The 23,623-nt window shown below is 61.1% G+C and carries 22 protein-coding genes; 14 read left to right on the top strand and 8 right to left on the bottom strand.

Annotated elements, in window-relative coordinates; all coding sequences use genetic code 11:
• Positions 1-2: 2 nt before the first annotated feature.
• A complete protein-coding gene (locus tag AC1D2N_RS12490; protein WP_018516807.1) occupies positions 3-1,229 on the top strand; it encodes an MFS transporter in 1,227 nt (408 codons plus the stop codon).
• Between the two features lie 81 nt (positions 1,230-1,310).
• Here AC1D2N_RS12490 and AC1D2N_RS12495 read toward each other — a convergent pair whose 3' ends face one another.
• A complete protein-coding gene (locus tag AC1D2N_RS12495; protein WP_018516806.1) occupies positions 1,311-2,213 on the bottom strand; it encodes a LysR family transcriptional regulator in 903 nt (300 codons plus the stop codon).
• Positions 2,214-2,307: 94 nt separating this feature from the next.
• Between AC1D2N_RS12495 and AC1D2N_RS12500 the strand changes: the two genes are divergently transcribed.
• Both AC1D2N_RS12500 and AC1D2N_RS12505 read left to right on the top strand, forming a co-directional pair.
• A complete protein-coding gene (locus AC1D2N_RS12500) occupies positions 2,308-2,628 on the top strand; it encodes a nuclear transport factor 2 family protein (protein WP_018516805.1) in 321 nt (106 codons plus the stop codon).
• On the top strand, positions 2,628-3,407 hold the full coding sequence (locus AC1D2N_RS12505) for an SDR family oxidoreductase (RefSeq protein WP_018516804.1): 780 nt from the start codon (positions 2,628-2,630) through the stop codon (positions 3,405-3,407). Before AC1D2N_RS12500 ends, AC1D2N_RS12505 begins: the two co-directional genes overlap by 1 nt.
• 20 nt (positions 3,408-3,427) lie before the next feature.
• Here AC1D2N_RS12505 and AC1D2N_RS12510 read toward each other — a convergent pair whose 3' ends face one another.
• Positions 3,428-3,895 carry a MarR family winged helix-turn-helix transcriptional regulator gene (locus AC1D2N_RS12510; RefSeq protein WP_018444716.1) on the bottom strand — a complete coding sequence of 156 codons (468 nt, stop codon included), beginning with the start codon at positions 3,893-3,895 and terminating at the stop codon, positions 3,428-3,430.
• Positions 3,896-4,037: 142 nt separating this feature from the next.
• Here AC1D2N_RS12510 and AC1D2N_RS12515 point away from each other — a divergent pair, with 142 nt between their 5' ends.
• On the top strand, positions 4,038-4,832 hold the full coding sequence (locus AC1D2N_RS12515) for an alpha/beta fold hydrolase (protein WP_018245590.1): 795 nt from the start codon (positions 4,038-4,040) through the stop codon (positions 4,830-4,832).
• A gap of 190 nt (positions 4,833-5,022) precedes the next feature.
• The gene (locus AC1D2N_RS12520; RefSeq protein ID WP_018516803.1) at positions 5,023-6,654 is read left to right on the top strand and encodes a GMC family oxidoreductase; all 1,632 of its coding nucleotides are present in this window, start codon (positions 5,023-5,025) and stop codon (positions 6,652-6,654) included.
• A gap of 92 nt (positions 6,655-6,746) precedes the next feature.
• Here AC1D2N_RS12520 and AC1D2N_RS12525 read toward each other — a convergent pair whose 3' ends face one another.
• The 5 genes from AC1D2N_RS12525 to AC1D2N_RS12545 all read right to left on the bottom strand — a co-directional run bounded on the left by AC1D2N_RS12525 (position 6,747) and on the right by AC1D2N_RS12545 (position 12,106).
• Positions 6,747-7,661 carry an SMP-30/gluconolactonase/LRE family protein gene (locus tag AC1D2N_RS12525; RefSeq protein WP_018516802.1) on the bottom strand — a complete coding sequence of 305 codons (915 nt, stop codon included), beginning with the start codon at positions 7,659-7,661 and terminating at the stop codon, positions 6,747-6,749.
• A gap of 14 nt (positions 7,662-7,675) precedes the next feature.
• A complete protein-coding gene (locus tag AC1D2N_RS12530) occupies positions 7,676-8,626 on the bottom strand; it encodes an ABC transporter permease (RefSeq protein ID WP_018516801.1) in 951 nt (316 codons plus the stop codon).
• Positions 8,623-9,570 (bottom strand): ABC transporter permease, encoded by a 948-nt coding sequence (locus AC1D2N_RS12535; RefSeq protein WP_018516800.1) that lies wholly within the window; start codon positions 9,568-9,570, stop codon positions 8,623-8,625. Before AC1D2N_RS12535 ends, AC1D2N_RS12530 begins: the two co-directional genes overlap by 4 nt.
• Positions 9,567-11,018, bottom strand: a complete 1,452-nt coding sequence (locus tag AC1D2N_RS12540) for a sugar ABC transporter ATP-binding protein (protein WP_032990289.1) — start codon at positions 11,016-11,018, stop codon at positions 9,567-9,569. The genes AC1D2N_RS12535 and AC1D2N_RS12540 overlap by 4 nt, the downstream gene beginning before the upstream one ends.
• A gap of 71 nt (positions 11,019-11,089) precedes the next feature.
• Complete coding sequence (locus AC1D2N_RS12545) at positions 11,090-12,106, bottom strand: ABC transporter substrate-binding protein (protein WP_018245596.1); 1,017 nt, start codon at positions 12,104-12,106, stop codon at positions 11,090-11,092.
• Positions 12,107-12,387: 281 nt separating this feature from the next.
• Here AC1D2N_RS12545 and AC1D2N_RS12550 point away from each other — a divergent pair, with 281 nt between their 5' ends.
• Together AC1D2N_RS12550 and AC1D2N_RS12555 are read left to right on the top strand one after the other, a co-directional pair.
• Complete coding sequence (locus tag AC1D2N_RS12550; RefSeq protein WP_018245597.1) at positions 12,388-13,626, top strand: GAF domain-containing sensor histidine kinase; 1,239 nt, start codon at positions 12,388-12,390, stop codon at positions 13,624-13,626.
• A gap of 13 nt (positions 13,627-13,639) precedes the next feature.
• Positions 13,640-14,362 carry a response regulator transcription factor gene (locus AC1D2N_RS12555; protein ID WP_003562390.1) on the top strand — a complete coding sequence of 241 codons (723 nt, stop codon included), beginning with the start codon at positions 13,640-13,642 and terminating at the stop codon, positions 14,360-14,362.
• A 58-nt stretch (positions 14,363-14,420) separates the two neighbouring features.
• Here AC1D2N_RS12555 and AC1D2N_RS12560 read toward each other — a convergent pair whose 3' ends face one another.
• Positions 14,421-15,746 carry an aminotransferase-like domain-containing protein gene (locus AC1D2N_RS12560; protein ID WP_026242327.1) on the bottom strand — a complete coding sequence of 442 codons (1,326 nt, stop codon included), beginning with the start codon at positions 15,744-15,746 and terminating at the stop codon, positions 14,421-14,423.
• Positions 15,747-15,847: 101 nt separating this feature from the next.
• Between AC1D2N_RS12560 and AC1D2N_RS12565 the strand changes: the two genes are divergently transcribed.
• The 7 genes from AC1D2N_RS12565 to AC1D2N_RS12595 all read left to right on the top strand — a co-directional run bounded on the left by AC1D2N_RS12565 (position 15,848) and on the right by AC1D2N_RS12595 (position 23,592).
• Complete coding sequence (locus AC1D2N_RS12565; RefSeq protein WP_018516798.1) at positions 15,848-16,810, top strand: substrate-binding domain-containing protein; 963 nt, start codon at positions 15,848-15,850, stop codon at positions 16,808-16,810.
• 55 nt (positions 16,811-16,865) lie between these two features.
• Positions 16,866-17,756, top strand: coding sequence for an ABC transporter substrate-binding protein (locus AC1D2N_RS12570; protein ID WP_026188692.1), 891 nt, complete (start codon positions 16,866-16,868; stop codon positions 17,754-17,756).
• The gene (locus tag AC1D2N_RS12575; RefSeq protein WP_018516797.1) at positions 17,753-18,682 is read left to right on the top strand and encodes an amino acid ABC transporter permease; all 930 of its coding nucleotides are present in this window, start codon (positions 17,753-17,755) and stop codon (positions 18,680-18,682) included. Before AC1D2N_RS12570 ends, AC1D2N_RS12575 begins: the two co-directional genes overlap by 4 nt.
• A complete protein-coding gene (locus tag AC1D2N_RS12580; protein WP_018245602.1) occupies positions 18,679-19,458 on the top strand; it encodes an amino acid ABC transporter ATP-binding protein in 780 nt (259 codons plus the stop codon). The genes AC1D2N_RS12575 and AC1D2N_RS12580 overlap by 4 nt, the downstream gene beginning before the upstream one ends.
• A gap of 71 nt (positions 19,459-19,529) precedes the next feature.
• Entirely contained in the window at positions 19,530-20,720 is a 1,191-nt protein-coding gene (locus AC1D2N_RS12585; RefSeq protein WP_113543036.1) for a M20 aminoacylase family protein, read from the top strand.
• 130 nt (positions 20,721-20,850) lie between these two features.
• Positions 20,851-21,330 (top strand): MEKHLA domain-containing protein, encoded by a 480-nt coding sequence (locus AC1D2N_RS12590; protein ID WP_165403373.1) that lies wholly within the window; start codon positions 20,851-20,853, stop codon positions 21,328-21,330.
• A 147-nt stretch (positions 21,331-21,477) separates the two neighbouring features.
• Positions 21,478-23,592: a carboxy terminal-processing peptidase gene (locus AC1D2N_RS12595; protein ID WP_113543034.1), complete on the top strand. Its 2,115-nt coding sequence runs from the start codon at positions 21,478-21,480 to the stop codon at positions 23,590-23,592.
• Positions 23,593-23,623: the final 31 nt, after the last annotated feature.

Raw genomic sequence — 23,623 nt, forward strand, 5'->3', positions numbered from 1 at the left:
CCATGTCAAATCCGTATAAACAGATATTCGCGGCACCTGGGGCCAAGGGCTTCTCCGCAGCCGGCTTTTTCGCACGCCTTCCCATCGCCATGGCGCCGATCGGCATCGTCGCCATGCTCTCCCAGGCACATGGCGAATATTGGCTGGCAGGCGCCGTGTCGGCGACCTATGCGCTCACCAATGCGGTGATCTCGCCGCAGATTTCGCGAGCGGTCGACCGGCTGGGCCAGACGGCAGTGGTCGTTCCCACAACCATCGTGTCAGTACTGGCGTTCATCGCGCTGATAGCCGCTGCCAACCAGAATTGGCCGGTGTGGACGCTGTTCGCCTCGGCCTTCCTCGCGGCGGCCATGCCAAGCATCCCGGCGCTGATGCGGGCGCGCTGGACGGAACTCTTTCGCAACAAGCCCGAGCTCAACACGGCCTTCGCGTTCGAAAGTGCCGCGGACGAACTAGTCTATATCGCCGGCGCCTCGCTGTCCGTCGGGCTTGCCGTCGCCCTATTCCCGGAAGCCGGCATGATGGTGAGCACAGCTTTTCTAGCGCTAGGAACGGCCGCCTTCATCGTGCAGCGCGGCACCGAGCCGAAGGTGCGGCATGTCGCCGGCGCAGCTCCGGTCGGCTCCGCGATCCGGCAGCGTCCGGTGCAGATGATCACACTCGCGCTGATCTTCGTCGGCGCGATCTTCGCAACCGCTGAGGTGAGTGTTGTCGCCATCACCAAGGAGCTTGGTCAGCCGAATGCGGCAAGCCTGGTCATCGGTGTCTATGCCCTCGGTTCCTTCCTAGTGGGTTTGACCCTCGGCGCGCTTAATCTGCGCATCCCCTTGCATCGTCAGTTGCTGATCGCTGTTGCGATCCTCGCACTGACCTCGTTGCCGCTTCTCGTCGCCGGCAGCTCGGTAATGCTGCTTGCTGTCGCTGTCTTCGTCAGCGGCATCGCGATCTCGCCGACCTTTATAACTGCCTTCGGACTGATTGAGCGTCGCGTACCGGAATCGGTGCTGACGGAGGGCGTCACCTGGGTCATGACCGGCATCGGCATCGGTATGGCGCTTGGTGCCTTCGTCTCGGGCTGGGTCGTCGACAGCTACGGTCCCCAGAGCGGATTCTGGGTGTCTGCGGCGGCCGGGATGGCGACCGTCCTTATCATTGCGCTTGGTCAGCGTACCCTCTCGGGAGAGTGCACCGACGGGGAAGATTGCGCGATGCTGGAACCGGCGCAGTAGCAGGGCGGGCGGTAGACAGGAACGAAGCAGGAGGGTTCACCGGCCAACGGTTCGAGACCGTTCAAGGCGGAAGGCAGTGGGTTAAGCCGCTTTTCGGGAGAACTCACGAGCTAAGTCGAGAAATGCTCTGACGCCAGCCGATAGATTTCGGCGTCCAGGATAGTAGAGGCATAGGCCTGGATAGGGCGGCGTCCAATCTTCTAGAACACGAACAACGCGCCCCGCCTTTATCTCCGAGAGTATGTCTTGTTCAAAGAGGTAGCCCACGCCGGCGCTTTCGAGCACGGCAGTCCGCGTAAGGCTGGCCTCATCGAGTGCGATTGGCCCCCGTACATCTATCTGCACCGGCTCGCCGTCTTTTTCGAACCGCCATCGAAATAAGGAGCCGTCAGGCAGCCGCACGCGGATGCATCTGTGATTGAGAAGATCCGGAGGCACTATGGGCCTACCGTGCTTCTTGAAATACTCAGGAGACCCGACGACAGCGTGTCGCTGAGGCAGCCCGAGCGAAACGGCAATCATGTCGGTGGGAACGAGGCCTTCAACCCTGACGCCCAGATCGAACCCGTCCTTGACGATATCGACCATTTTCCCCTCGGTAACGATATCGACATTCATGTCCGGATAGCGGCGCAGGAACTCCAGCACGAGCGGTGAGATGATGGCGCGCGCCGCAAATGGCGCTGCGTTGATCCGTATTGTTCCGGAAGGAGTCTCGCGATGGGAGCGCACCAGATCCAGAGCAGCATGGAGCTCCTGAAGCGAGGGCGCGACCTGCTGCACAAACAACCGGCCGGCGTCCGTCAGCGAGACACTGCGGGTGGTGCGGTTGAACAACCGCACGCCAAGTCCCGCCTCGAGCCTGCTTATCGTGTGGCTCAACGCGGTCGTGGACATGCCGAGATCAATGGCCGCTGCTCGAAAAGTCCCGCGCCTAGCAATTGCAATGGCCGCTTCAAGTTCCTTCAGGCTGGCTAGCTCCATTGTCCCGACCTGTTCATCATCGCATGCCGGTTTATCCCACTTATTTATGCAATGGTCGAGGGATAAGTATCGGTTAGGTTATGAGGAGAACACAATGGATATGCCCGGTATCATTAACACGTACTTTGAAGCAGACCGTCGCAATGACGCGAATGCGCTGCTGGACACCTTTGCGGTCGAAGCCTTCGTCGAAGACGAACGAGCGCGCCATCAAGGCGTCGCCGCAATCCGAGAATGGTGGGTGGCTGCGAACAAGGCGGCTCAGTACGTTGCTGAACCTTTGGAATGCACGGTCGACTGTGACAAAGCGCTCATCCGAGCCAAGGTGAGCGGCCAGTTTCCCGGTAGCCCGGTGACCCTCACCTACGACTTTGCCATCAAAGACGGCAAGATCGTCAGCCTGGAGATCCAATAATGACTGACTTTCTCAATTTGGAAGGCAAACGCGTCCTCATCACGGCTGGGACCAAAGGTGCCGGCGCTGCGACCGTCAGCCTGTTTCGGGAGCTCGGCGCAGAGGTGCTGACGACAGCGCGGGCCCGTCCGGAAAACCTACCGGAAGAACTGTTCGTCGAAGCAGATCTGACCACCGAGGAAGGCTGCGCAATCGTCGCAGGCGCCGTGCGTCAACGTCTCCGCGGCGTCGACGTCATCGTCCATATGCTAGGCGGCTCTTCAGCAGCCGGAGGTGGATTTTCTGCACTGTCGGACGACGACTGGCATAAGGAGCTGTCGCTCAATCTGTTTCCGGCTGTCCGACTGGATCGGCTGCTCGTTCCGGACATGGTCACCCGAGGAAACGGTGTGGTCGTGCACGTTACATCCATCCAGAGGGTCCTGCCGCTTCCGGAATCGACGACTGCCTATGCTGCAGCCAAGGCAGCACTTTCCACATACAGCAAGGCGATGTCGAAGGAAGTGTCGCCAAAAGGTGTCCGGGTCGTTCGGGTGTCGCCTGGCTGGATCGAAACGGAAGCCTCGGTCCGTCTTGCCGAGCGTCTGGCGAAGCAGGCGGGAACTGACCTTGAGGGCGGCAAAAAGATCATTATTGATGGGCTGGGCGGCATTCCGCTCGGTCGTCCGGCAAAACCGGACGAGGTCGCAAACCTAATTGCCTTCCTCGCCTCCGACCGCGCTGCGTCGATCACTGGTACTGAATATACGATCGATGGAGGGACAGTGCCAACAGCCTAGGCGCCGACATGCACGGCAACTCAGGTCGGCGCATCCCACCCGCCGATCTGGGAATAGATCGCGTTGCGGAGATGACGGACGTCGCGGTTCAGAGCGCCCAATTCCTGTGGCGTCTGGGTCGAGGCAGCAAGCAAGGTGTCGCTGAGACAACCAGCCTTGTGCTGCAATGCCCGGCCTTCGTCGGTCAACGCAATCAACACCTGGCGCTCGTTGCTCAGGTTTCTGGTCCTGCGCAGCAACCCGGATGTCTCAAGGCGCTTCAATAGCGGCGTCAGCGTGCTGGATTCCAGGGCAAGGGCGTTGGCAATGGCACCGACCGTCTGCCCATCTTCGCTCCACAACACATTGAGCACGAGGTACTGCGGGTACGTCAGGCCCAACTCGTCGAGAAGAGGTTTGTAGGCGCGCTGGATTGCAATTCCGGCAGTGTAAATCGCGTAGCACAGTTGGTCGTGCAGGGGGGGTGGGTCGTTATGGCGTTTGGTCATTCTGAACTCCTGTAGATCTCCATATACCCTATGCAATAGCAAAATTAAATATCGCGATAAGAATTATCTTGACGCGCAATCTGAAGTCTGCCAGCTTATATATACCGCGATAACAGTTATCGCAATTACCGAGGAGACAGCCATGCCACGCAAGACCACGACCACCATAGCCGCAATTGCTACTGCAGCCTCACTGTCCGCCGCCGCATTGCCGGCGAACGCCGCGGACACCATCTCTCAAGGCCAATCCGTCAGAAATGTTGTGCTCGTCCACGGCGCCTTTGCGGACGGTTCTGGCTGGAAGGGTGTTTATGACAACCTCACCAAGCGGGGCTATCGCGTTACCATTGTCCAGAACCCCCTGACATCTCTCGAAGACGATGTCGCAGCCACCAAACGTGCGCTGGAACGGCAGGATGGTCCGGTCATTCTCGTTGGACATTCCTGGGGCGGCACGGTCATCACGGAAGCTGGCATTGATGCAAAGGTTGCAGGCCTCGTTTACGTCTCGGCTCTCTCTCCTGATGCAGGCGAGACGACGGCTCAACAATACGAAGGATTTGCTCCCGCATCGGAATTCGTCATCGAGACGACGAAGGATGGTTTTGGATATGTCAGCCCGGAAAAGTTCAAGGCTGGCTTTGCTCATGACGTCAGCGATGCTGATGTTGCGTTCATGAGAGACGCGCAAGTCCCGATCAACATGTCGGCGTTCGGCACGAAGCTCGAACATGCTGCCTGGCACACCAAGCCCAGCTGGGCTGTGATTGCTACCGAGGATAGGGCATTCGATCAGGCCATGCTGATCCACATGGCCGAACGCATCAAGGCGAAGATCACCAAGGTTTCGGCAAGCCACGCCCTGTTCATGACGCAGCCGAAGGTGGTCGCGGATACCATTGATCAGGCCGCCAAGGCCTTCTCGGCGAAGAAGTAGTGACAGACGCAGTTTCATCGGGACAGCCGGCACTGTCCCGATGGCGAAGAGCAGCGCCCGTCGAACCGAGCGAGGTCGGGCCGAGCAGATGAAGGCCGCACGATCTCGGCCTAGGATCCATTGCCCGCATTCGCCCCGGGATCCTCAGCACTTTCGCTATTATTTTGAATCCATTCACGGAGGTAGTCACGTGAAGCTGAAAAGTCATGACCAGAATGCACCCAAAAATCCGCCCATTCCTCAGAGCGAGGTCGGTGATGTTTTCGACTTCATCGTCTGCGGCGCCGGGTCCAGCGGCTCCGTTGTTGCCGCGCGACTGGCAGAGGATGGAAACGCAAGCGTCCTACTGCTCGAGGCAGGCGGGGACGATGCGGCCGAGAGCGTTACAAACCCTACGCAGTGGCCGCTCAATCTCGGCTCGATCCGGGACTGGGGTTTTGTCGGACAACCGGCACCTGGCCTGGACGGTCGACGTCTTCCTCTCAGCATGGGCAAAGGGCTCGGTGGCGGTTCGAGCATCAATGTCATGGTGTGGGCCAGAGGACACAGGGGAGATTGGGACCACTTTGCCGCTGAAGCCGGCGATGACGCGTGGGGCTATCAGTCAATCCTCGGCTACTATCGCCGGATCGAAGATTGGCAGGGCGCTCCGGACCCAACGCGTCGCGGCGTGGGAGGACCCGCCTACGTAGCGCAGCCGCAGGCGCCCCAACCGATCGCAGAGGCCTTGTTGAGTGCGGCATCCACTATCGGCATTCCCGTCTACGATAGCCCGAACGGTGAAATGATGGAGGGGCCAGGAGGGGCATCGATCGCTGAACTGCGGATCCGGGATGGCAAGCGGGAATCTGTGTTCGGATCCTATGTCCGTCCGCTCATGTCGCGCCCAAACCTGACTGTGCTGACCTACGCACTGGTCACGCGCCTCATCTTCGATGGCAAGCGCGTGACGGGGGTCGAGGTTCTCGTCGATGATCAGCGACGTCAATTCACGGCGCGTTGCGAAACGGTACTGTCGCTAGGCGCGATCAACACTCCGAAAGTGTTGATGCAGTCGGGCATAGGTCCGGAAGACGAGCTGCAAGCCCATGGCATTCCCGTGGTTCAACACTTACCTGGCGTTGGGCGCAATCATCAGGATCACCTCGCATTCGGCTGCACCTGGGCATATCGAAAATCAGAAGCCGTCGGTGGTAGCGGCTGCGAAGCAAAACTCTACTGGAAAAGCGACTCGCGTCTTGCGCAGCCGGACATTCTTCAGTGCCAGTTGGAGTTCGCTGTGCCGTCGCCGATCGAGACGGGCCTCGAAACGCCGGAACATGGCTGGACGATGTTTAACGGTCTCGCCCAGCCAAAAAGCCGTGGTCGATTGCGGCTCTCCGGCCCCAATACGAATGACCCTATCCTGATCGAACCGAATTCACTCAGCGCGCCGGAAGACATGGCGGCCGCCTTGGCTGCGGTGGACTTGTGTCGCGAACTCGGAAACAGCGATGCTTTCACGCCACTGGTGACAGGCGAGGCGGCTCCGGGCGCGCGCGACAGATCAGGGATGATCGACTTTATCCGGCGTTCGGCGGTCACCTACTGGCATCAGTCCTGCACAGCCAAAATGGGACGTGACAGCAGGTCTGTGGTCGACAGTGAGCTCAAGGTGTACGGTATCGATGGCCTTCGCATCGCAGACTCCTCGATCATGCCGCGTATCACCACCGGCAACACCATGGCGCCTTGCGTTGTCATCGGAGAGCGGGCGGCCGATCTGATCCGGGACATGCATGGCCTTACGGACTCGAGCGGAGGGTTCAATCAGCCCATCTGACGAAGAGATTTATGTGGAGATCGGCGGCCAGCATACGTGGGCCGCCGAGCTTTTTGTTCGCCTCGCGCCATATTGGTGCAAGGCGACCAACCTCACGGCACCTGCGCCCCACTCACCGCAACGTACACCGCATAAACCGACCGCGTCGCCGCAATAAACAGCCGGTTGCGTTGGGGGCCGCCGAAGGTGAGGTTGGCGACGGTCTGCGGTACGCGGATCTTGCCGATCAGTTTGCCGGTCGGGTCGAAACAATGGACGCCATCGGCAGCACTCGACCAGAGGTTTCCGTTGACGTCTGTGCGAATGCCGTCCGGAATGCCGTTGTCGATCAGGCAGAAGACGCGGCCGTTCGCGAGCCTTTTGCCGTCGATCACATCGAAAGCGCGGATGTGACGCGGCAGGCTTTCGTCATGGCTGGCGGCCGAGTCCGCCACGTAGAGGATTGTCTCATCGGGCGAGAAGGCGAGGCCGTTTGGCTGAATGAAATCCGTGACGACAGCCGCAATTTCGCCGGTCGTCGAATCGAGCCGGTAGACGTTGCGGGTCGGCTGCTCCGGCTCGGCGCGATAGCCTTCATAGTCCGACATGATGCCGTAGGTCGGATCGGTGAACCAGATCGTGCCGTCGGATTTTACCACCACGTCGTTCGGCGAATTGAGCCTGGCGCCTTCGAAACGGTCGGCGAGCACGGTGATTGCGCCGTCGACCTCGGTGCGGGTGACGCGGCGCGTTCCATGTTCGCAGGAGATCAGCCGACCCTGCCGGTCGCGCGTATGGCCGTTGGTGAAGTTGGAGGGTTGGCGATAGATTGAGACGCCGCTCTCAGGCGTCCATCGCAGCATGCGCTGGTTGGGAATGTCGCTCCACAGCAGCTGGTTCGCGTCGTTGAACCAGACGGGACCCTCCGCCCAGCGGCAGCTTGAATATAGCTCGTCGAGACCGGCGCTGGTCACGATCATCTGCCGGAAGCGCGGGTCGTGGATTTCGTAGATGCTGGCCTCGGCCATGGCGGTCTTTCCGTTTATCGCATGCCGGCCCGGCGGCCGCCGGCGAGCATGATGACGCTGATGATGATGAGGCCGGTCATGATCAGGCGGATGCCCGCGCCGAGCCCGTAAGTGTTGAGCATGGAGACGACCAGGAACATGAAGAGCGATGCGCCCCAGATGCCCGGTACGTTGGAATCACCGCCGGCGACCGCCGTGCCGCCGATGACGACGACGGCGATCGACATCAAGAGATATTCCGAGCCCATGTTGAGCGCGGCGCCGCCGGAAAAGCAGGCGAGCAGATAGCCCGCGACCGAGGCAAGAACGGCGCAGAAGAGGTACGTGACGAAACGCGTGCCGTCGACCGGAATGCCGGCCATGCGGGCTGCCGGCATGCTCTGGCCAATCGCCGAGATCCAGCGCCCGTAGATCGTCTTTTCGAGCAAGAACCAGGCCAGCAGCGAGATCAGGAGTGCTGCGATCGCCACATTCGGCACGCCGAGCGTGTGCGACGTGGTGAATTCCGCCAGCACGCTCGGAGGCTTGATGCGCAGTCCCCGGTTCGTCCAGATCGCGGCGGACTGCGCGATGAAGCTCATGGACAGTGTGGCGATGATCGGCGGAATGCGCAGCGCCTTGATAAGTGCATAATTGCCGAGGCCGACGACAAGGCCGATGACGATGGCGACGAGAAGGCCGGGCAGGATCATGCCGTTTTCGACATTCATCAGCTTCAACGCCACCGTGCCGGCAAGCGTCATGGTGGCGGGAACCGAGAGATCGATGTTGCCGGGGCCGAGCGTGATGACGAACATCTGGCCGATGCCGACGATGACCGAGAAGGCCGCGAAGGTGAGGGCTGCCTGCGACAGGCCAAGCGTGCTGGCGCCGAGCGTCACCATGATCGTCAGAAACCAGACGACAAAGGCGGCAAGCCACGACCAGATCCAGGGTTTGCGAAAGAGGCGAAGGAGAGGGGTCATCGGCGCTTTTCCCGCTTCTCCAGGCGGTTCAGCATCAGACGAAGTGCGAGCACGATGATCAGGATCGCGCCCTGGGCCCCGATCTGCCAGTCCGGCGAGATCCGCAGGAAGGACAGGAACGAGCCGGCGAGCGTCAGCGTCAGCGCGCCGATGACGGCGCCGATCGGGGAGACGCGGCCGCCGATGAACTCGCCGCCGCCAAGGATCACGCCGGCGATCGACAGCAGCGTGTAGCGCAGTGCGATATTGGCATCGGCCGAGGTGGTCAGGCCGACAAGGGCAATGCCGGCGAGCACAGCAAAGAGGCCGGCAAGCCCATAGGCGGCAGCGCGCGCCGCGACAATCGACCAGCCGGCGCGCTCGACCGAGCGCTGGTTGCCGCCAATGCCGCGCATCAGCACGCCGAGCGAGGAGCGCATGATGAGGAGATGGGCAACCACGGCGATGACGATGCTGGCGACGATCGCCATCGGCGCCAGCGGCGGCTTGACGGTCATCAGCCAGCGGACCCAATCGGGCGCCTGCCCGCCCGGTGCCGGCAGCAGCAATACGGCAAGGCCACCCCAGACGAAGCTCATGCCGAGGGTCACGACGATGGAGGGCAGGTCGCGCAGATAGATGACGACGCCAAGCGCCGCATAGGTTGCGATCGCGCCGGCAAGGATCAGCACGCCGGTCACCGGGGCATCCCGCAGAAAGGTTGCGGTGACGCAGGCGACGAAGCTGACGAATGTGCCCATCGAGAGATCGAGATCGTTGACCGCCATCACGATCATCTGGGCGATCGTCGCAAGCGCGATCGGCACAGCCAGGTTGAACAGCAAATTGAGCCCGACATAGCTCATGGCGCGCGGCTGCAGCCAGAAGACGGCGGCGAGCAGCAGCGTCAGCGACAAGGCGGGAATGGCAAGACGCATGGCGTCGGACGACAGCCGGACCGTCATGCGGCGACCCCTTCGAAGGAGGCGGCGATGATATTCTTCTCGTTGACGGCGTCGCCGGCGAGTTCGGCCGTGATGCGGCCTTCGCGGAAGACATAGACGCGGTCGCAGAGGCGGACCTCGTCCATTTCGGTCGAGTACCAGATGAAGGTGCGGCCATGCGCCGCTTCCTCGCGGATGATCGCGTAGACCTCCTGCTTGGTGCCGACATCGACGCCGCGCATCGGATCGTCCATCAAGACGACAGGCGCGCGTGTCGCCAGCGCCCGGGCAAAGAGCACCTTCTGCTGGTTGCCGCCGGAAAGCGAGAGGATACGATTGTCCATGTCGGGCGTGCGGATCTCGATCCGCCGCTTCCAGTCAGCGCCCTTCGTCTCCTCTTCGCCCGCGAGGATGAGGCCGCGCCGGGACAGGTCACCGAGCGAGGCGATGGAGAAATTGCGCAGGATGCTCCACAGCTCGAAGACGCCGTTGAGGCGTCGGTCGCCGGCGACGAAGGTGACGAGCGGATCGCGCTCCGGCAGCCAGTTGCCGGATTTGGCGGCATGCAGGGCGAGCAGCAGCTCGGTCTGCCCGTGGCCGGCCAAACCCGCCAGTCCGATGATCTCACCCTTGCGCGCCGCAAAGGGCAGGCCTTTCGCCTGATGGGAGAGAATGAGCTGGGCAGTGGATTGTTCGCGCGCCGAGCGCTGCTTGGTCTCCTCTTTCGCAACGGTGCCCATCGCTTCCACCAGGCCGTGATGGTCGAAGCCCTGCGCCGGGCGCTCGGCGACGACACGGCCATCCTTCATGACGACGATGCGATCGGAGGTTTCGAGGATCTCGTGCAGGATATGCGAGATGAAGATGACGGACCCGCCGGTCGCGATGAAGCGGCGAACATAGTCGAGCATCTGCCGGGCAAGGCTTGCATCGAGCGACGAAGTGGGTTCGTCGAGGATCACCAGACGGGGTGCAATGCCGGCGTCGGAAAAGGCCATTGATATCTCGACCATCTGCCGCTCGGCGATCGAAAGATCGCCGACGGTCCGGCTGCTGTCGATGCCGTGGCCGGGAAAGACGGCATCGAGGCTTTTCTCGATGATCTCTGCGGCGCGCCTGCGCCAGCCGAAGCCGCCGAGATGGCGATGCATGATGCGCGTGTTCTCGACGATCGAAAGGTTGGGGCAGAGCGAAAGCTCCTGGAAGACGCAGCGCACGCCGCGGGCACGCGCCGCGTTGATACCGTAGCGCTCCAGCCGCTCGCCGTCGCTTGCCACACTTCCTTCGTGCGGCGTGAGGCCGCCGTTGATGACGCTGACGATGGTGGACTTGCCGGCTCCATTGTGCCCGACGAGCCCGACGCATTCGCCCGGCATGACGCGGAGGGTCACGCCATCGAGTGCCCTGACCGCGCCGAAGCTCACCTTGGCGCCATCGACGGCGATCACCGCCTTCAAAACCTCATCCATGCTGCCCGCCATGCCTGCTTGCAAAAAATGCCGCGCGGCCATCTGCGGCCGCGCGGCAGTCGCCGGGAGATTTACTTTGCCGACTCGATGACCTTGATTGCGTCTGCCTGCGTGTATTCCACGTTGGCGACGCCGCCGGCCTGGGTATTGGCGAGATTGGTTTCTAGATTATCCTGGTCGATGCGCAGGAAGGGCACGACGAGGTCCTTTTTGACTTCCTTGCCGTCGAGGATCTGCTGCGCCACCCAGAAGGCAAGCGTCGAGACGCCGGGCGCGATGGACACCGACATGGTCTCGTAGCCCTTCGCGTCCTTCTGCTCCTTCCACCATTTCAGCTCGTCTTCGCGGTTGCCCATGATGATGATCGGCATCTTCCGATCGGTCGCGGCAATCGCCTGAGCGGCGCCATAGCCGTCGCCACCCTGCGTCACCACGCCGGCGATGTCGGGCAGGCTCGGCAGGATGCCGGCAACAGCCTTCTGCGCCACGTCCTGCGCCCAGTCGCCGTGAACGGAGCCGACAATCTTGAACTGCGGGAACTGCTTGACGCCGTCGTGGATGCCGGCCGAGATCTCGTCGTCGACGAAGACACCGGCAAGGCCGCGGATCTCGAGCAGGTTGCCACCGTCCGGGATCTTCTTCGACAGGTACTCGACTTCGCTGCGGCCCATTTCCTTGAAGTTGACGGCGATGCGCCAGGCGCAGGGTTCGGTCACGATGCCGTCGAAGGAAACGACGGTGATGCCGGCGTCGCAGGCTTCCTTGACCGCACCATTCAGCGCCGTCGGCGAGGCGGCGTTGAGCACGATGGCGTCATAGCCCTGCAGGATCATGTTCTGGATCTGAGCGGCCTGTTCCGTCGCCTGGTTCTCAGCAGTGGTGAAAGGGTCGGCTGCGGCAACGGTGCCAGCCTTCACGGCTTCACCCGTCACCTTGCCCCAGCTCGTCAGCATGGCCTGGCGCCACGAGTTGCCGGCATAGTTGTTGGAAAGAGCGATCTTCTTGGCCGACGTATCGGCAAAGGCGGAAACGGGCATCGCGGCGCAAGCAATAGCGGCCGATGCCAGAAGCATCTTACGGATTGTCATGTCTTCCTCCCTGATGATCGCGCTGGTCGGCGGATCGCTTCACTCCTGCCGGCCCAATTGGGTCCGAGTGAAAATTGTTCTTGCACTGAGCTTCCTCCTCTCAGTAAGGGCAGGATGCGGGAGATCGATCGGCCTGTACAGGGGCAAGGCGGCAAGTCGTTTGCGGGATTTGCGCAACAAGCTGCGGGTTTACGCAAGACGGCGACGCGTCCGCGGGCGCTTACTGGGAAGGAGACGCTGCGGGTTGAGGAGCCTGCTGCGGCCTCGGGGAGGAACTGACGATGCTGCATCTCGTACCCGCAGCCATGTTCGACCACTATCTCGGCATTTCCCGGCTGCTCGCGGGCCAGCTCGACTTCCGCTCGGCTATCCGTTCCGTTGCGGCCGAGGTCGCCCATATCATCCCGCACGACCATCTCGATGTTTGCGTGCTGCTTGAGGGCGGCAACTACCACACGGCCTATGAGACGGGCATCGAGACCGCCTGGGGCGGCCTTGCCGGTGCTCCTGTTGTCAACAGCCCCATCCGCTCGCTGCTCTGGGGCGAGGTGGATTTTCTGCTGGCGGACGACGCCATGACCGACCCGCGTTTCCACTTCGAGGGCGCGTTCAAGCGGCCGATCGTCGAACAGTCGCTGAGGAGCCGCTTGCATGTGCCCATGAAGGTGCAGGGCACGATCATCGCGGCGCTCTCCTGTTCGTCGCACAGGGCGGGCGTCTATACGATGGAGGATATCGAACGCGCCCGTATTATCGCCGACCTGCTGACGCCCTATTTCTTCGCGCTGCAAGCGGCTGAGCAGGCGCAACGCTCGGCCATTGTCGAGGCAGAAGCCCGCGCCCGCGAGGAGGGCTTGCGGCAAGGTGCGCTGAAGCTTACCGAAGCCCTGGAGCAGGAACGCCAGCGCATCGGCATGGACTTGCACGACCAGACGCTCGCCGACCTGACGCGGCTCGCCCGCCGGATCGATCGGCTGTCGCGCAACGGAGAGGTGGCGCCCGAGGCGCTGGAGCCGATCTCCCGTTCCCTGCAGCATTGCATGCAGGATCTGCGGCAGATCATCGAACAGGCAAAACCCTCGGTGCTCCAGCTCTTCGGCCTCGCCCAGGCGATCGAGCATCATCTGGACCGATCGACCCGCGACAGCGGATCGGGGATCGAATGGGGCCTTGTCGACGAAACGCACGGCGCACTGGAGCGACTGGAACCGACCGTCAGCGTCGCGCTGTTCCGAATCGCGCAGGAGGCGATCAACAATGCGGTGCGCCATGCCGCCCCGCTCGCCGTCACCGTGCGGCTCGAGGCCGATGACGACCGGCTATCGATCGAAATCTCCGACGACGGAACCGGCCTCACCAAAGCGCGGGGACGGATCGGCGGTGGCATCGACAATATGAAGACCCGTGCGCGGCTGATTTCGGCGCGGTTCACGACCGGGCCGGGCCACAACAATCGCGGGACTGCGGTGCGCGTCGTGCTGCCACTCGTACCGCACGACCCGGCAATCGGGCCAAACTGAGGAGGAGGGCACCATGAAGGTTCTGATCGTCGAGGACGACCCGCTGCACCGGTCCTATCTGCACGAGGCGGTCAACGCAGCTCTGCCGGAATGCGACACGGTGATCGAGGCGGAGAACGGAACCGTCGGCGAGAAGCTCGCCCGCGACCACAAGTCGGCGCATATCGTCATGGACCTGCAGATGGCGAACCGCAACGGTATCGAGGCGGCGCGCACCATCTGGAAGGAGCGGCCGGAAACGCGCATCCTGTTCTGGTCGAATTACTCGGATGAGGCCTATGTGCGTGGCGTCTCCCGCATCGTGCCGGATGGCGCCGCTTATGGCTATGTGCTGAAATCCGCCTCCGATGAGCGGCTGAAGCTTGCGCTGCGCTCGATCTTCATCGAGAGCCAGTGCGTCATCGACCGCGAGGTGCGGGGCCTGCAGCAGAAGAGCCTCGGCCAGACGAACGGCTTCACCGATTCTGAATACGAGATCCTCGTCGATATCGCGCTCGGCCTCACCGACCGGGCCATCGCCAAACGTCGGGGCCTGTCGCTGCGCAGCGTGCAGAACCGTCTGCAGCAGCTTTACGATAAGCTCGACGTCTACCAGAGCGCCGGTGACGACCACGAGGACGGCCGCTTCAATCTGCGCGCCCGCGCCGTCACCGTCGCTTTCCTGCGCAAACTCCTGAATTACAGCGCTCTGGAGCGGGCGGAGGCAGAGCTGCAGGAATGGCTTGAGGGAAAGTAGTTTCCGGACTTGCGCGAAATGACAGGGGATCAGAGACGTGGGCTGCGGCCACTGCCTTTCACGGCGCGTGAGCCAGCGCGATTGCATCGGCAGCTTCCTCGCAGCGATCGCTGAGTGTGCTCGTCGCCACTCGAATATGACTGCTTGGCAAGACGGAGAATTTGTTGCCCGGGTTGACGGCGATGTTGCGTGCGGCGAGCGTCACCATCGCGAATGGTTCGGAGACGACGGGCACCCAGAGGCACAGGCCCTGGCCTGGCGGTATCGGTATTCCCCGTTCGCTGAGCGCTTCGGCAAGAGCGTCGCGCCTCTGCTGATAGATCTCGCGCGCCTCGCCGATAAGCTGCCAGGTTGCCGGATCGCGCAATAACCAGGCGGCGGCACTTTGCAGGATACGGCTGGTCCAGCCGGCACTGAAGGAGCGGTAAGACTGGATCTGGTCGACGATAGCCGCGGAACTCGACAGGACCGCGAGACGCAGATCCGGGCCGAGGCTTTTCGAGAGTGACAGGATATGGATCGTCCGCTCCGCAAATCGGCCACCGAGCGACTGCGGAGGTGCCGCCGACACGTCGCCGACGCCATCGTCCTCGATGACAAGCGTATCGCTGTCTTCCAGCACATCTCCGAGCTGATCGAGGCGGGATGAACTGACCGTAACGCCGGTCACGGAATGCAACCGCGGCTGGAACAGGAAGGCCGCGGGACGTTGCCGCAAAGCTTCGCGCAGCGAATCCGGCAGGGGGCCTTCGCCGTCGCAGGCGACAGGAATGATTTTCACGCCGAGATCTTCCAGAATATCGAGCAGTCGCATGGCGGTCGGATGTTCGATCGCGACCGCCGAGCCCGAGGAGACCAGCGCATGCAATATCGTATAGACGGCGTTGTAACCGCCATTGGTGGCCAGAAAGGCTTCCGCCTCATAGGGCCATCGCTCTGAAACGGCGTCCTTCAACTCAGGTACGATCCGGCTCCGCTCATAGCTGTTGAGATCGTCGACGGACGCGCCATAGGCCATTGCTTCGGCCAGGCGGGGAAGAAGTGCTGCATCCGGCCCGGCTAAGGTAAGGTCGAGCACACCTTCCCTATAGTTTCCCGAGCTGGCGAGGCGTTCCGGCTTGGCGACAAAGCGGTCGCCGCTGACCCAGGTGCCGTTGCGCCCCCGGCCGCTGATGATCTTCTGCCGCCGCAATTCGCTCCAAGCTTCGGAGATCGTCGCCGGACTGACATGCAATTCGTAGGCGATATCGCGGATCGCCGGCAGGCGCGTGCCGATGGGCAGGACACCGGCACGGATCAGCGCGCTTGTTTCGAGAGCGATCCCCCTGATGCTGCGATCGGCTATTTTTTCGGCAAACCAGGAGGCTTCGACCGCGTCGCCCATTTTTTTCTCACTTTAAATGTTCAATAACGTAATAACATTTGTGCTCGTTATTTTGAACATTTAATTTGCCCCTCGTCGAGCCATTTCAGTGAGTTTTTTGCATGCCTGTAACGCTTCGCATCGCCCTTAGAGACTGGGATTACATGACACCGCTGGTGCTCGGTGACGTCAGTTCTTCCCGTCTCCATATCAAAGTGGATCGTGTAGGCACGCTGGTCTCCAGCCTCGCCGATGACGCGGCGCATGACGCCGCGGAAATGTCCTTCAGCCGCTATTCGCAGATGCGTCATGATGGCGATGATCGGATCGTCGGCATGCCGAACTTCATCATGCGCGGCTTCCGCCATCGCTGCATTATCACCACCAAGGATAGTCCGATCCGCACGCTGTCCGATCTCGGCGGCAAGAAGATCGGCGTAACCGGCTGGCGCGATTCCGGAAATACCTGGACCCGTGCTGCGTTGCGCCGGGAGGGCGTCGGCGTTGAGGATGCCATGTGGTATGCCGGGCGCCTGACGGAAGCTCACCCGATCGTCGACCGGCTCGATGGCTTTGGACGGCCTGGCCGCATCGAGGCTGTCCCCGGCGAGCGTCCGATGGTCGATCTTTTGCTGGATCGCGGGCTCGACGCCGTGTTCACGCCTTTCATGCCGAAGGGTTTCTTCGATCAGGAATCGCCCCTGCGACAGGTGCTGGATGATTTCCGCGCCGCTGAAGTCGCTTACCTCAATGAGGTCGGCTATATCCCGGGCATGCATCTGATCGGCTTCAAGGCTGATATCGTCCGGGAGCATCCCTGGATCATGGATGAACTCAGCGAGTTGATCGACGAGTCCCAGCGTCTGTGGCTGGAAAAGCGTGAGAAATACGCCGACACAACACCGTGGATGATCGACGAACTGCGCCGCTGCGCGGCCGATCTGCCGCCGACCTGGAGGGCCAGCGGGCTTGCCGAGAACGAGGCAATGATCGCCGACTTTGCCGAGGAACTTTACGAACAGAAGATCATGCCGCGCCTTTTGACACCCGCCGAGCTGTTTCCGTGGCACGCCAAGGCCCGGTGAAACTCTTCGCGTCATGTTGAACTACCATTTTCGCAAAACCAAAAAGGGGAATGACATGCATTCGAAATTGATCGCTTCCGCCGCCCTGCTGGGCCTGATGATGACGACGTCGGTGTTCGCTGAGGAGGCGGCCGTACCAAAACAGACCGTCAACGACGCGCTTCACGCCCGCCTGCCGGAGAAGATCCGCACGGACGGCAAGATGATCTCCGTCAACAATGGTTCCTTTCCTCCCTATGAGATCGTCACCGGCACGAAATTGACGGGCGCCAGCGCCGATCTGACCGATGCAATCGGCCAGATGCTCGGCGTTACGATCGAGCACGAAACCGTCAGCGGACTGACCGCATTGCTCGCCGGCATCAATTCCGGCCGATACCAGTTCGCCTTCGGCCCGATCGGTGACTTCAAAACCCGTGAAGAGGCCAATGATTTCATCGACTGGGTTCAGGAATACGTGGTCTTCTCCGTTCAGAAGGGCAATCCGAAGGCCATCGATTCGCTAGATAGCGCCTGCGGCAATCGCATTGCAGTCATGGCCGGCGGCTCCGCCGAAAAGGTGATCCAGGCCCAGGTCGAAAAGTGCAAGGCGGGCGGCAAGCCCGCGCCCGAAGTGCAGTCCTACACCGACCAGCCGAGCTCGATCCTGGCAGTCCGCTCCAAACGCGCCGATGCCTTCTTCTCCTCGCAGGCACCGTTGACATATTTCGTGTCTCAGGCAAACGGCCAGCTGGAACTGAGCGGCGTTGGCCAGAAGAATGGCTTTGACGATCTCTACCAGGGCGCCGTCGTGCCGAAAGGTTCCCCGCTCGGCCCCGTTCTGCTCGACTCGATCAAGGCGTTGATGGATAACGGGACCTATGCCGCCATCATGAAGAAGTGGGGTCTTGAGAACAACATGATCAAGCAGCCCGGCCTCAATCTTGGCGGAAACCTGCCGAAATGAGCGATCACCATTCGATTGGCGCACCGCCTTTGGGCGGTGCGGACTTCCGCGATGTTGCCCACGCCCACAAGCCCTTTCAAACGGGCAGGCTCATCCTATGGGTGGTCGTGCTCCTGATTGCCGCGAACTTCTTGTGGATCGTCGCTCATAACGAGAATTTTGGCTGGCCTGTCGTCGCGGCCTATTTCTTCGATCCGACTGTGATCAGTGGCCTTTACGTCAGCTTGGGCCTGACGGTGGTCGCTATGGTCATCGGTATCGTTCTCGGCCTCGGACTGGCGATCGCCCGGCTGTCTAATGACCGGCTCGCCCGTTCACTGGCATCGCTGTTCATCTGGTTCTTTCGCGGCACGCCGCTCTTGGTGCAGCTGATCTTCTGGTACAATCTCTCGACCCTTTTTCCCGAACTTTCGCTCGCCATTCCGTTTGGTCCGGCGCTCGCAAGCTGGGAGACCAATTCGGTGATCACGCCGATGACGGCGGCGATCGTCGGCCTTGCCTTGAACGAAGCGGCCTACATGGCCGAAATCATTCGCGGCGGGCTGCTCTCGGTCGATCGCGGCCAGTTCGAGACGGCGGAAGCCTTCGGCATGACCAAGGCGAGGGCGCTGTGGCGGATCATCATTCCGCAGGCGATGCGCTCGATCGTGCCGCCGACGGGCAACCAGCTGATCAGCATGATCAAGGCAACGTCGCTCGTCAGCGTCATCGCCATGGCCGATTTGCTCTATTCCGTCCAGTCGATCTACAATCGCACCTTCGAGATCGTGCCGATGCTGCTGGTTGCCGTCCTCTGGTACCTCTTCATCACCTCGATCCTCAATCTCGGCCAGAGCTATATCGAAGCCTATTACGGGCGCAGCGAACGTCGCAACAACGCCGCTGCCGCCAAATCCGAGACCCTTGCCGAGGAGGCAAGCCATTGACCGGTGCCGAAATTGCAAAACCTCTCGTCAGAGCCCGCAACGTCCACAAATCTTTCGACCGGCTCGAAGTGCTAAAGGGGATCGACCTCGACGTCATGCCGGGTGAAGTCGTCGTGGTGCTTGGCCCGTCCGGCTCGGGAAAATCGACCTTCCTGCGCTGCATCAACCATCTCGAAGCGATCAATAAGGGGTTCATCGAAGTCGATGGCGAACAGATCGGCTATCGCCTTCGTAAAAACCGGCTGGAAAAGCTGTCCAGCAACGGGATCGCCAGCCAGCGGCGCAAGATCGGCATGGTGTTCCAGCAGTTCAATCTCTATCCGCATATGACGGTGCTGCAGAACATCATCGAAGCTCCGATCGGTGTGCACGGAGAAAGCCGCAAGGCCGCAACCGAGAACGCCATGCGGCTTTTGGAGCGGGTCGGCCTGTCGGAAAAGGCGGGTAGCTATCCCCGGCAACTCTCCGGCGGTCAGCAGCAGCGCGTTGCCATCGCCCGCGCCCTTGCGATCAAGCCGAAGCTGATGCTGTTCGATGAGCCCACCTCTGCGCTCGACCCGGAACTGGTCGGCGAAGTTCTCTCCACCATGCGCGATCTCGCCAAACAGGGCCTGACGATGATCGTCGTGACCCACGAGATCGGTTTCGCCCGTGAGGCGGCCGATCGGGTGGTGTTCATGGATGGCGGCAATGTCGTTGAAATGGGCAAGCCCGAGGATGTCATCGGCAATCCGCAACATCCCCGAACCCAGGCTTTCCTCGCCCGTTTTCTCTGACTGGTGTCACCTCGCTGCTTCGGCCCTCGGGTCGGAACAATCGTCCTTTTCGACCAATACTGGATGTTTTCATGCCCACGCTCGACAATGCCTATGCCCGCCTTTCCGACTTCGAAGCCATGGAGGGGGACCTGAAGGCGACCCGCCAGTATCTGCATGCCCATCCGGAACTCTCCTTTGAAGAAGCGGAAACGGCACGTTACGTCGCGGAAAAGCTGGAAGGCTGGGGCTACGACGTGACCCGCAATGTCGGTGGCCATGGGGTTGTTGCGCGGCTCAGCGCCGGCAAGGGTGGCAAGGGCATCGCCATCCGCGCCGATATGGATGCGCTGCCGATCGTCGAGGAAACCGGGCTTGCCTATGCCAGCGGCACCCCCGGCAAGATGCATGCCTGCGGCCATGACGGCCACACCACCGTGCTGCTCGGCGCCGCCGAATATCTCGCCCGAACCCGCCGCTTCAACGGCACGGTGACGCTGATCTTCCAGCCGGCGGAAGAGGCGGGCAAGAATAGCGGCGCCCAGGCGATGATCGCCGACGGCCTGTTCGAGCGATTTTCGTTCGACGCAATCTTTGGCCTCCACAACCACCCCGGCGCTCCCGAAGGCACCATCCTGCTGCGATCCGGCCCGATGATGGCGGCGTCGGATACCGTCGAGATTACCATCAAGGGCAAAGGCGGCCATGCGTCGCGGCCGCACCTGACCATCGATCCCGTGGTCGTGGCGTGCAACCTCGTCGTCTCGCTGCAGACGATCATCTCGCGCAACCTCGATCCGACCCAGACAGCGGTCATCACCGTCGGCACGATCCATGCCGGCGACGCCGTCAACGTCATTCCGGAATATGCCAAGCTCGCATTGAGCGTGCGCTCCTTCGAGCCTGGCATTCGCGATCTCCTGCAGGAACGCATCACGAAGCTAGCCCGCGCGGTGGCCGAGGGTCACAATGCTTCGATCGAGATCGACTACGATCGCGGCAATCCTGTCGTCGTCAACTCCCCTGCCGAGACGGATTTTGCCCGCATCGTTGCGGCAGAACTGATCGGCGAAGACAAGGTCGCGACGTGCCCGCTCATTCCCGGCAGCGAAGATTTTTCGCACTTTCTCGAGCACAAGCCGGGCAGCTTCCTGCGCCTCGGCAATGGCATGAATTCCGCCATCCTGCATAGCCCCAAATATGACTTCGCCGATGCCAGCCTGACGGTAGGTGCGGCCATGTGGGCTAGGCTCGCGGAGCGCTACCTGCAGGACGACGCCTGAAGTCCCGATCGCCGGGCTTGACCGGGTCGCATTTGAGCTTGCACTTTCTGTAGCGCAAAAGGATTTTGTAGCCCCTTTTCAAGCGAGAAGATCACTTCAAGATCTCTCGCCGCAATTCAGGATGGGCAGCATGACTGCCAACTATACCGACGCCGGCCTCAACTTGTCTTACGATCTCGAATTTTACGCACTGATGGCGGAAAGCTTCGAACGAAGCGTAGGACGCAGCCTGACGCCCAAGGGCCAGGGTGCCGAATGGCTTTACGAGCAGTCGCCGGCGGTTGTCCTTGCCCACAACACTGACGCCGATCCGCGCTTCATCTACGCAAACCGCGCTGCTCAGGCCTGCTTTGAATATTCGTGGGACGAGTTCATCACTTTGCCATCGCGTCTTTCGGCGGAGGCACCCGATCGCGCGGAACGTGACAGGTTGTTGAATGCCGTAGCGGCCAACGGCTTTATCGCCGACTACCGCGGACTTCGCATCGCCAAGTCAGGACGGCGTTTCTATATCGAGAAAGCCATCGTCTGGGATCTCGTCGACCGCAGCGGACACCGTCGTGGTCAGGCTGCGACATTCGACTCCTGGCAAGACGTGCAGGCGGATTGAGCGCCGGCTGCGGAGACGCCGACCACGCGCCGGATATGTTTCCGCGGCTTTGCAAACCATCGTTTGCCACTTGGTTGCCAAAAAACCATGATTGCGTCACATAGATCGCACATCGACATCAGGCATAAAGAATTGGATCAACGCTGCATGCGCATAGCCTACGTTTTCCTTGGTGCATTTCTTGCAATTGCACAGTCCGCATATGCTGAAGTCGCATCACCGCCTGTTTTGGCGCCGCTAAAGCGACAGGCGCAAGCCGCTGAGTTGAGCGCACAATTTCTTTCGCGGTATAGCTACAAGCCCGTTCCACTCGACGACGCCTTGTCGGCCAGGATCATGGATGGGTTCATCAAGTCACTTGATCCGGACCGCATGCTCTTCCTGCAAGCGGATATCGACAGGTTTATGTCAGATCGCAACGAGATCGACGATGCGATAGAACGGAAGGACTTGAAGATCCCGTTTGCGATTTTCAACGCCTATGAACAGCGCGTTGTCGACCGCATGAACTACGCGCGCAGCCTGCTGAAGCAGGGCTTCGATTTCAGTACGCAGGAAAATTATGCGGTGCTGCGCGATAAAGCGCCGTGGTCGCAGTCGGAAGCCGAAAGCAATGAGCTTTGGCGCAAACGCGTCAAAAGCGACTGGTTGCGGCTGAAGCTCGGCGGCAAAACCGACACGGCTATTCGCGAAACGCTCGACAAACGTTACGAAAACACACTCGAGCGCGCCTACAAGTTCAAAAGCGACGACGTGTTCCAGTCGTTCATGGACGCCTATTCGACGTCGATCGATCCGCACACGGACTATTTCGGCGCGGCCGCTTCAGCCGACTTCAATGTCTCGATGAAGCTTTCGCTGTTTGGTATCGGAGCTGTGCTGCAGGAACGCGACGACTACACGACGATCCGTGAGCTCGTGCCTGGCGGGCCGGCGCAACTGTCCGGCAAGCTCGCGGTCGGAGACCGCATTACCGGTGTTGGTCAAGGCAAGGATGGGGCGATCAAGGAAGTGGTGGGCACGCGCCTTGATGAAGTCGTGCAGATGATACGCGGAAAAAAAGGCTCCGTCGTGCGGCTGGACATCCTGCCGGCAGATGCCGGAGCAGATGGCACGCACCGCGTCATCAGCCTGGTGCGCGATAAAATCAGTCTCGACAAGCAGGCCGCCAGGAAGACTGTGCTGTCCGTGAAGGCGGGCGACGCCACGCGTAAAATCGGGATCATCACGCTGCCGGTATTCTATGAGGATTTTGAAGCCAAGGGCAAAGGCGACAAGGATTACAAAAGCGCAAGCCGCGATGTCGCCAAGCTTCTCGACGAACTGAAGCAGGAAAAGGTCGACAGCGTTCTCATTGACCTGCGCAACAATGGCGGCGGTTCATTGGACGAGGCAATTGATTTGACCGGTCTCTTCATCGGCAATGGACCGGTCGTTCAGCAACGTCGCAGCGACGGCAAGATCGAGGTTAAAAGTGCTGAGTTTGCAGCGCCTGTCTGGACAGGTCCGATGGGTGTCCTGATCAATCGCGGCTCGGCGTCGGCTTCGGAGATTTTTGCCGCGGCAATCCAGGACTACGGTCGAGGCGTAATCGTCGGTGAACCCAGTTTCGGCAAGGGCACCGTTCAAACCGTCATCGATCTTGACCAGATCGTCCGCAACAGCAAACCCGAGTTCGGGGAGCTGAAAGTGACAATTGCCCAGTTTTTCCGGGTCAACGGCGGTACGACGCAGCTGCGCGGCGTGACGCCTGATATCGGCTTGCCGGGACTGTCCGATCCGACTGTTTTCGGGGAGACCAGTTATGACAATGCGCTGCCGTGGGCTGAGATCAAGCCCGCGAACTACACGCCCGCTGACACTGTCACGACGCTGCTGCCGACATTGCAAAGCCGCCATGATGCGCGGGTTGGCAGCGATCCGGACTTCCAACGCCTGTTGAAAGACATTGCCGACCTCAAGGCCCAGCGCGAAAAAGGGGTCATCTCCCTCAATGAAGCCGAGCGTCGCAAAGAAGCGACGGCTCGCGAGAAACGCTTCAAGGATCGAGCGGAAGCAGGGGATGGCGAGGATCTTGGAGATGATGGCCTTGAGGCCGGCGAGCGCAGCCTGAGCGCTGATATTGCCATCGAGAATGCCCGCAAGAACGCCAAAGACGTCCTGCTGGATGAGGCGGCCGCCATTCTTGCCGACGAGGTGGACTTGCAGGAAGGCATGCTAAAGGCAGCCACGAAACAAACGGGAAAAACGGACGGAAAATAGTCATTCGACACCTAGAGGGCGAACGCCGTCC

The sequence above is a fragment of the Rhizobium sp. P1_B8 genome (genome assembly GCF_056406515.1).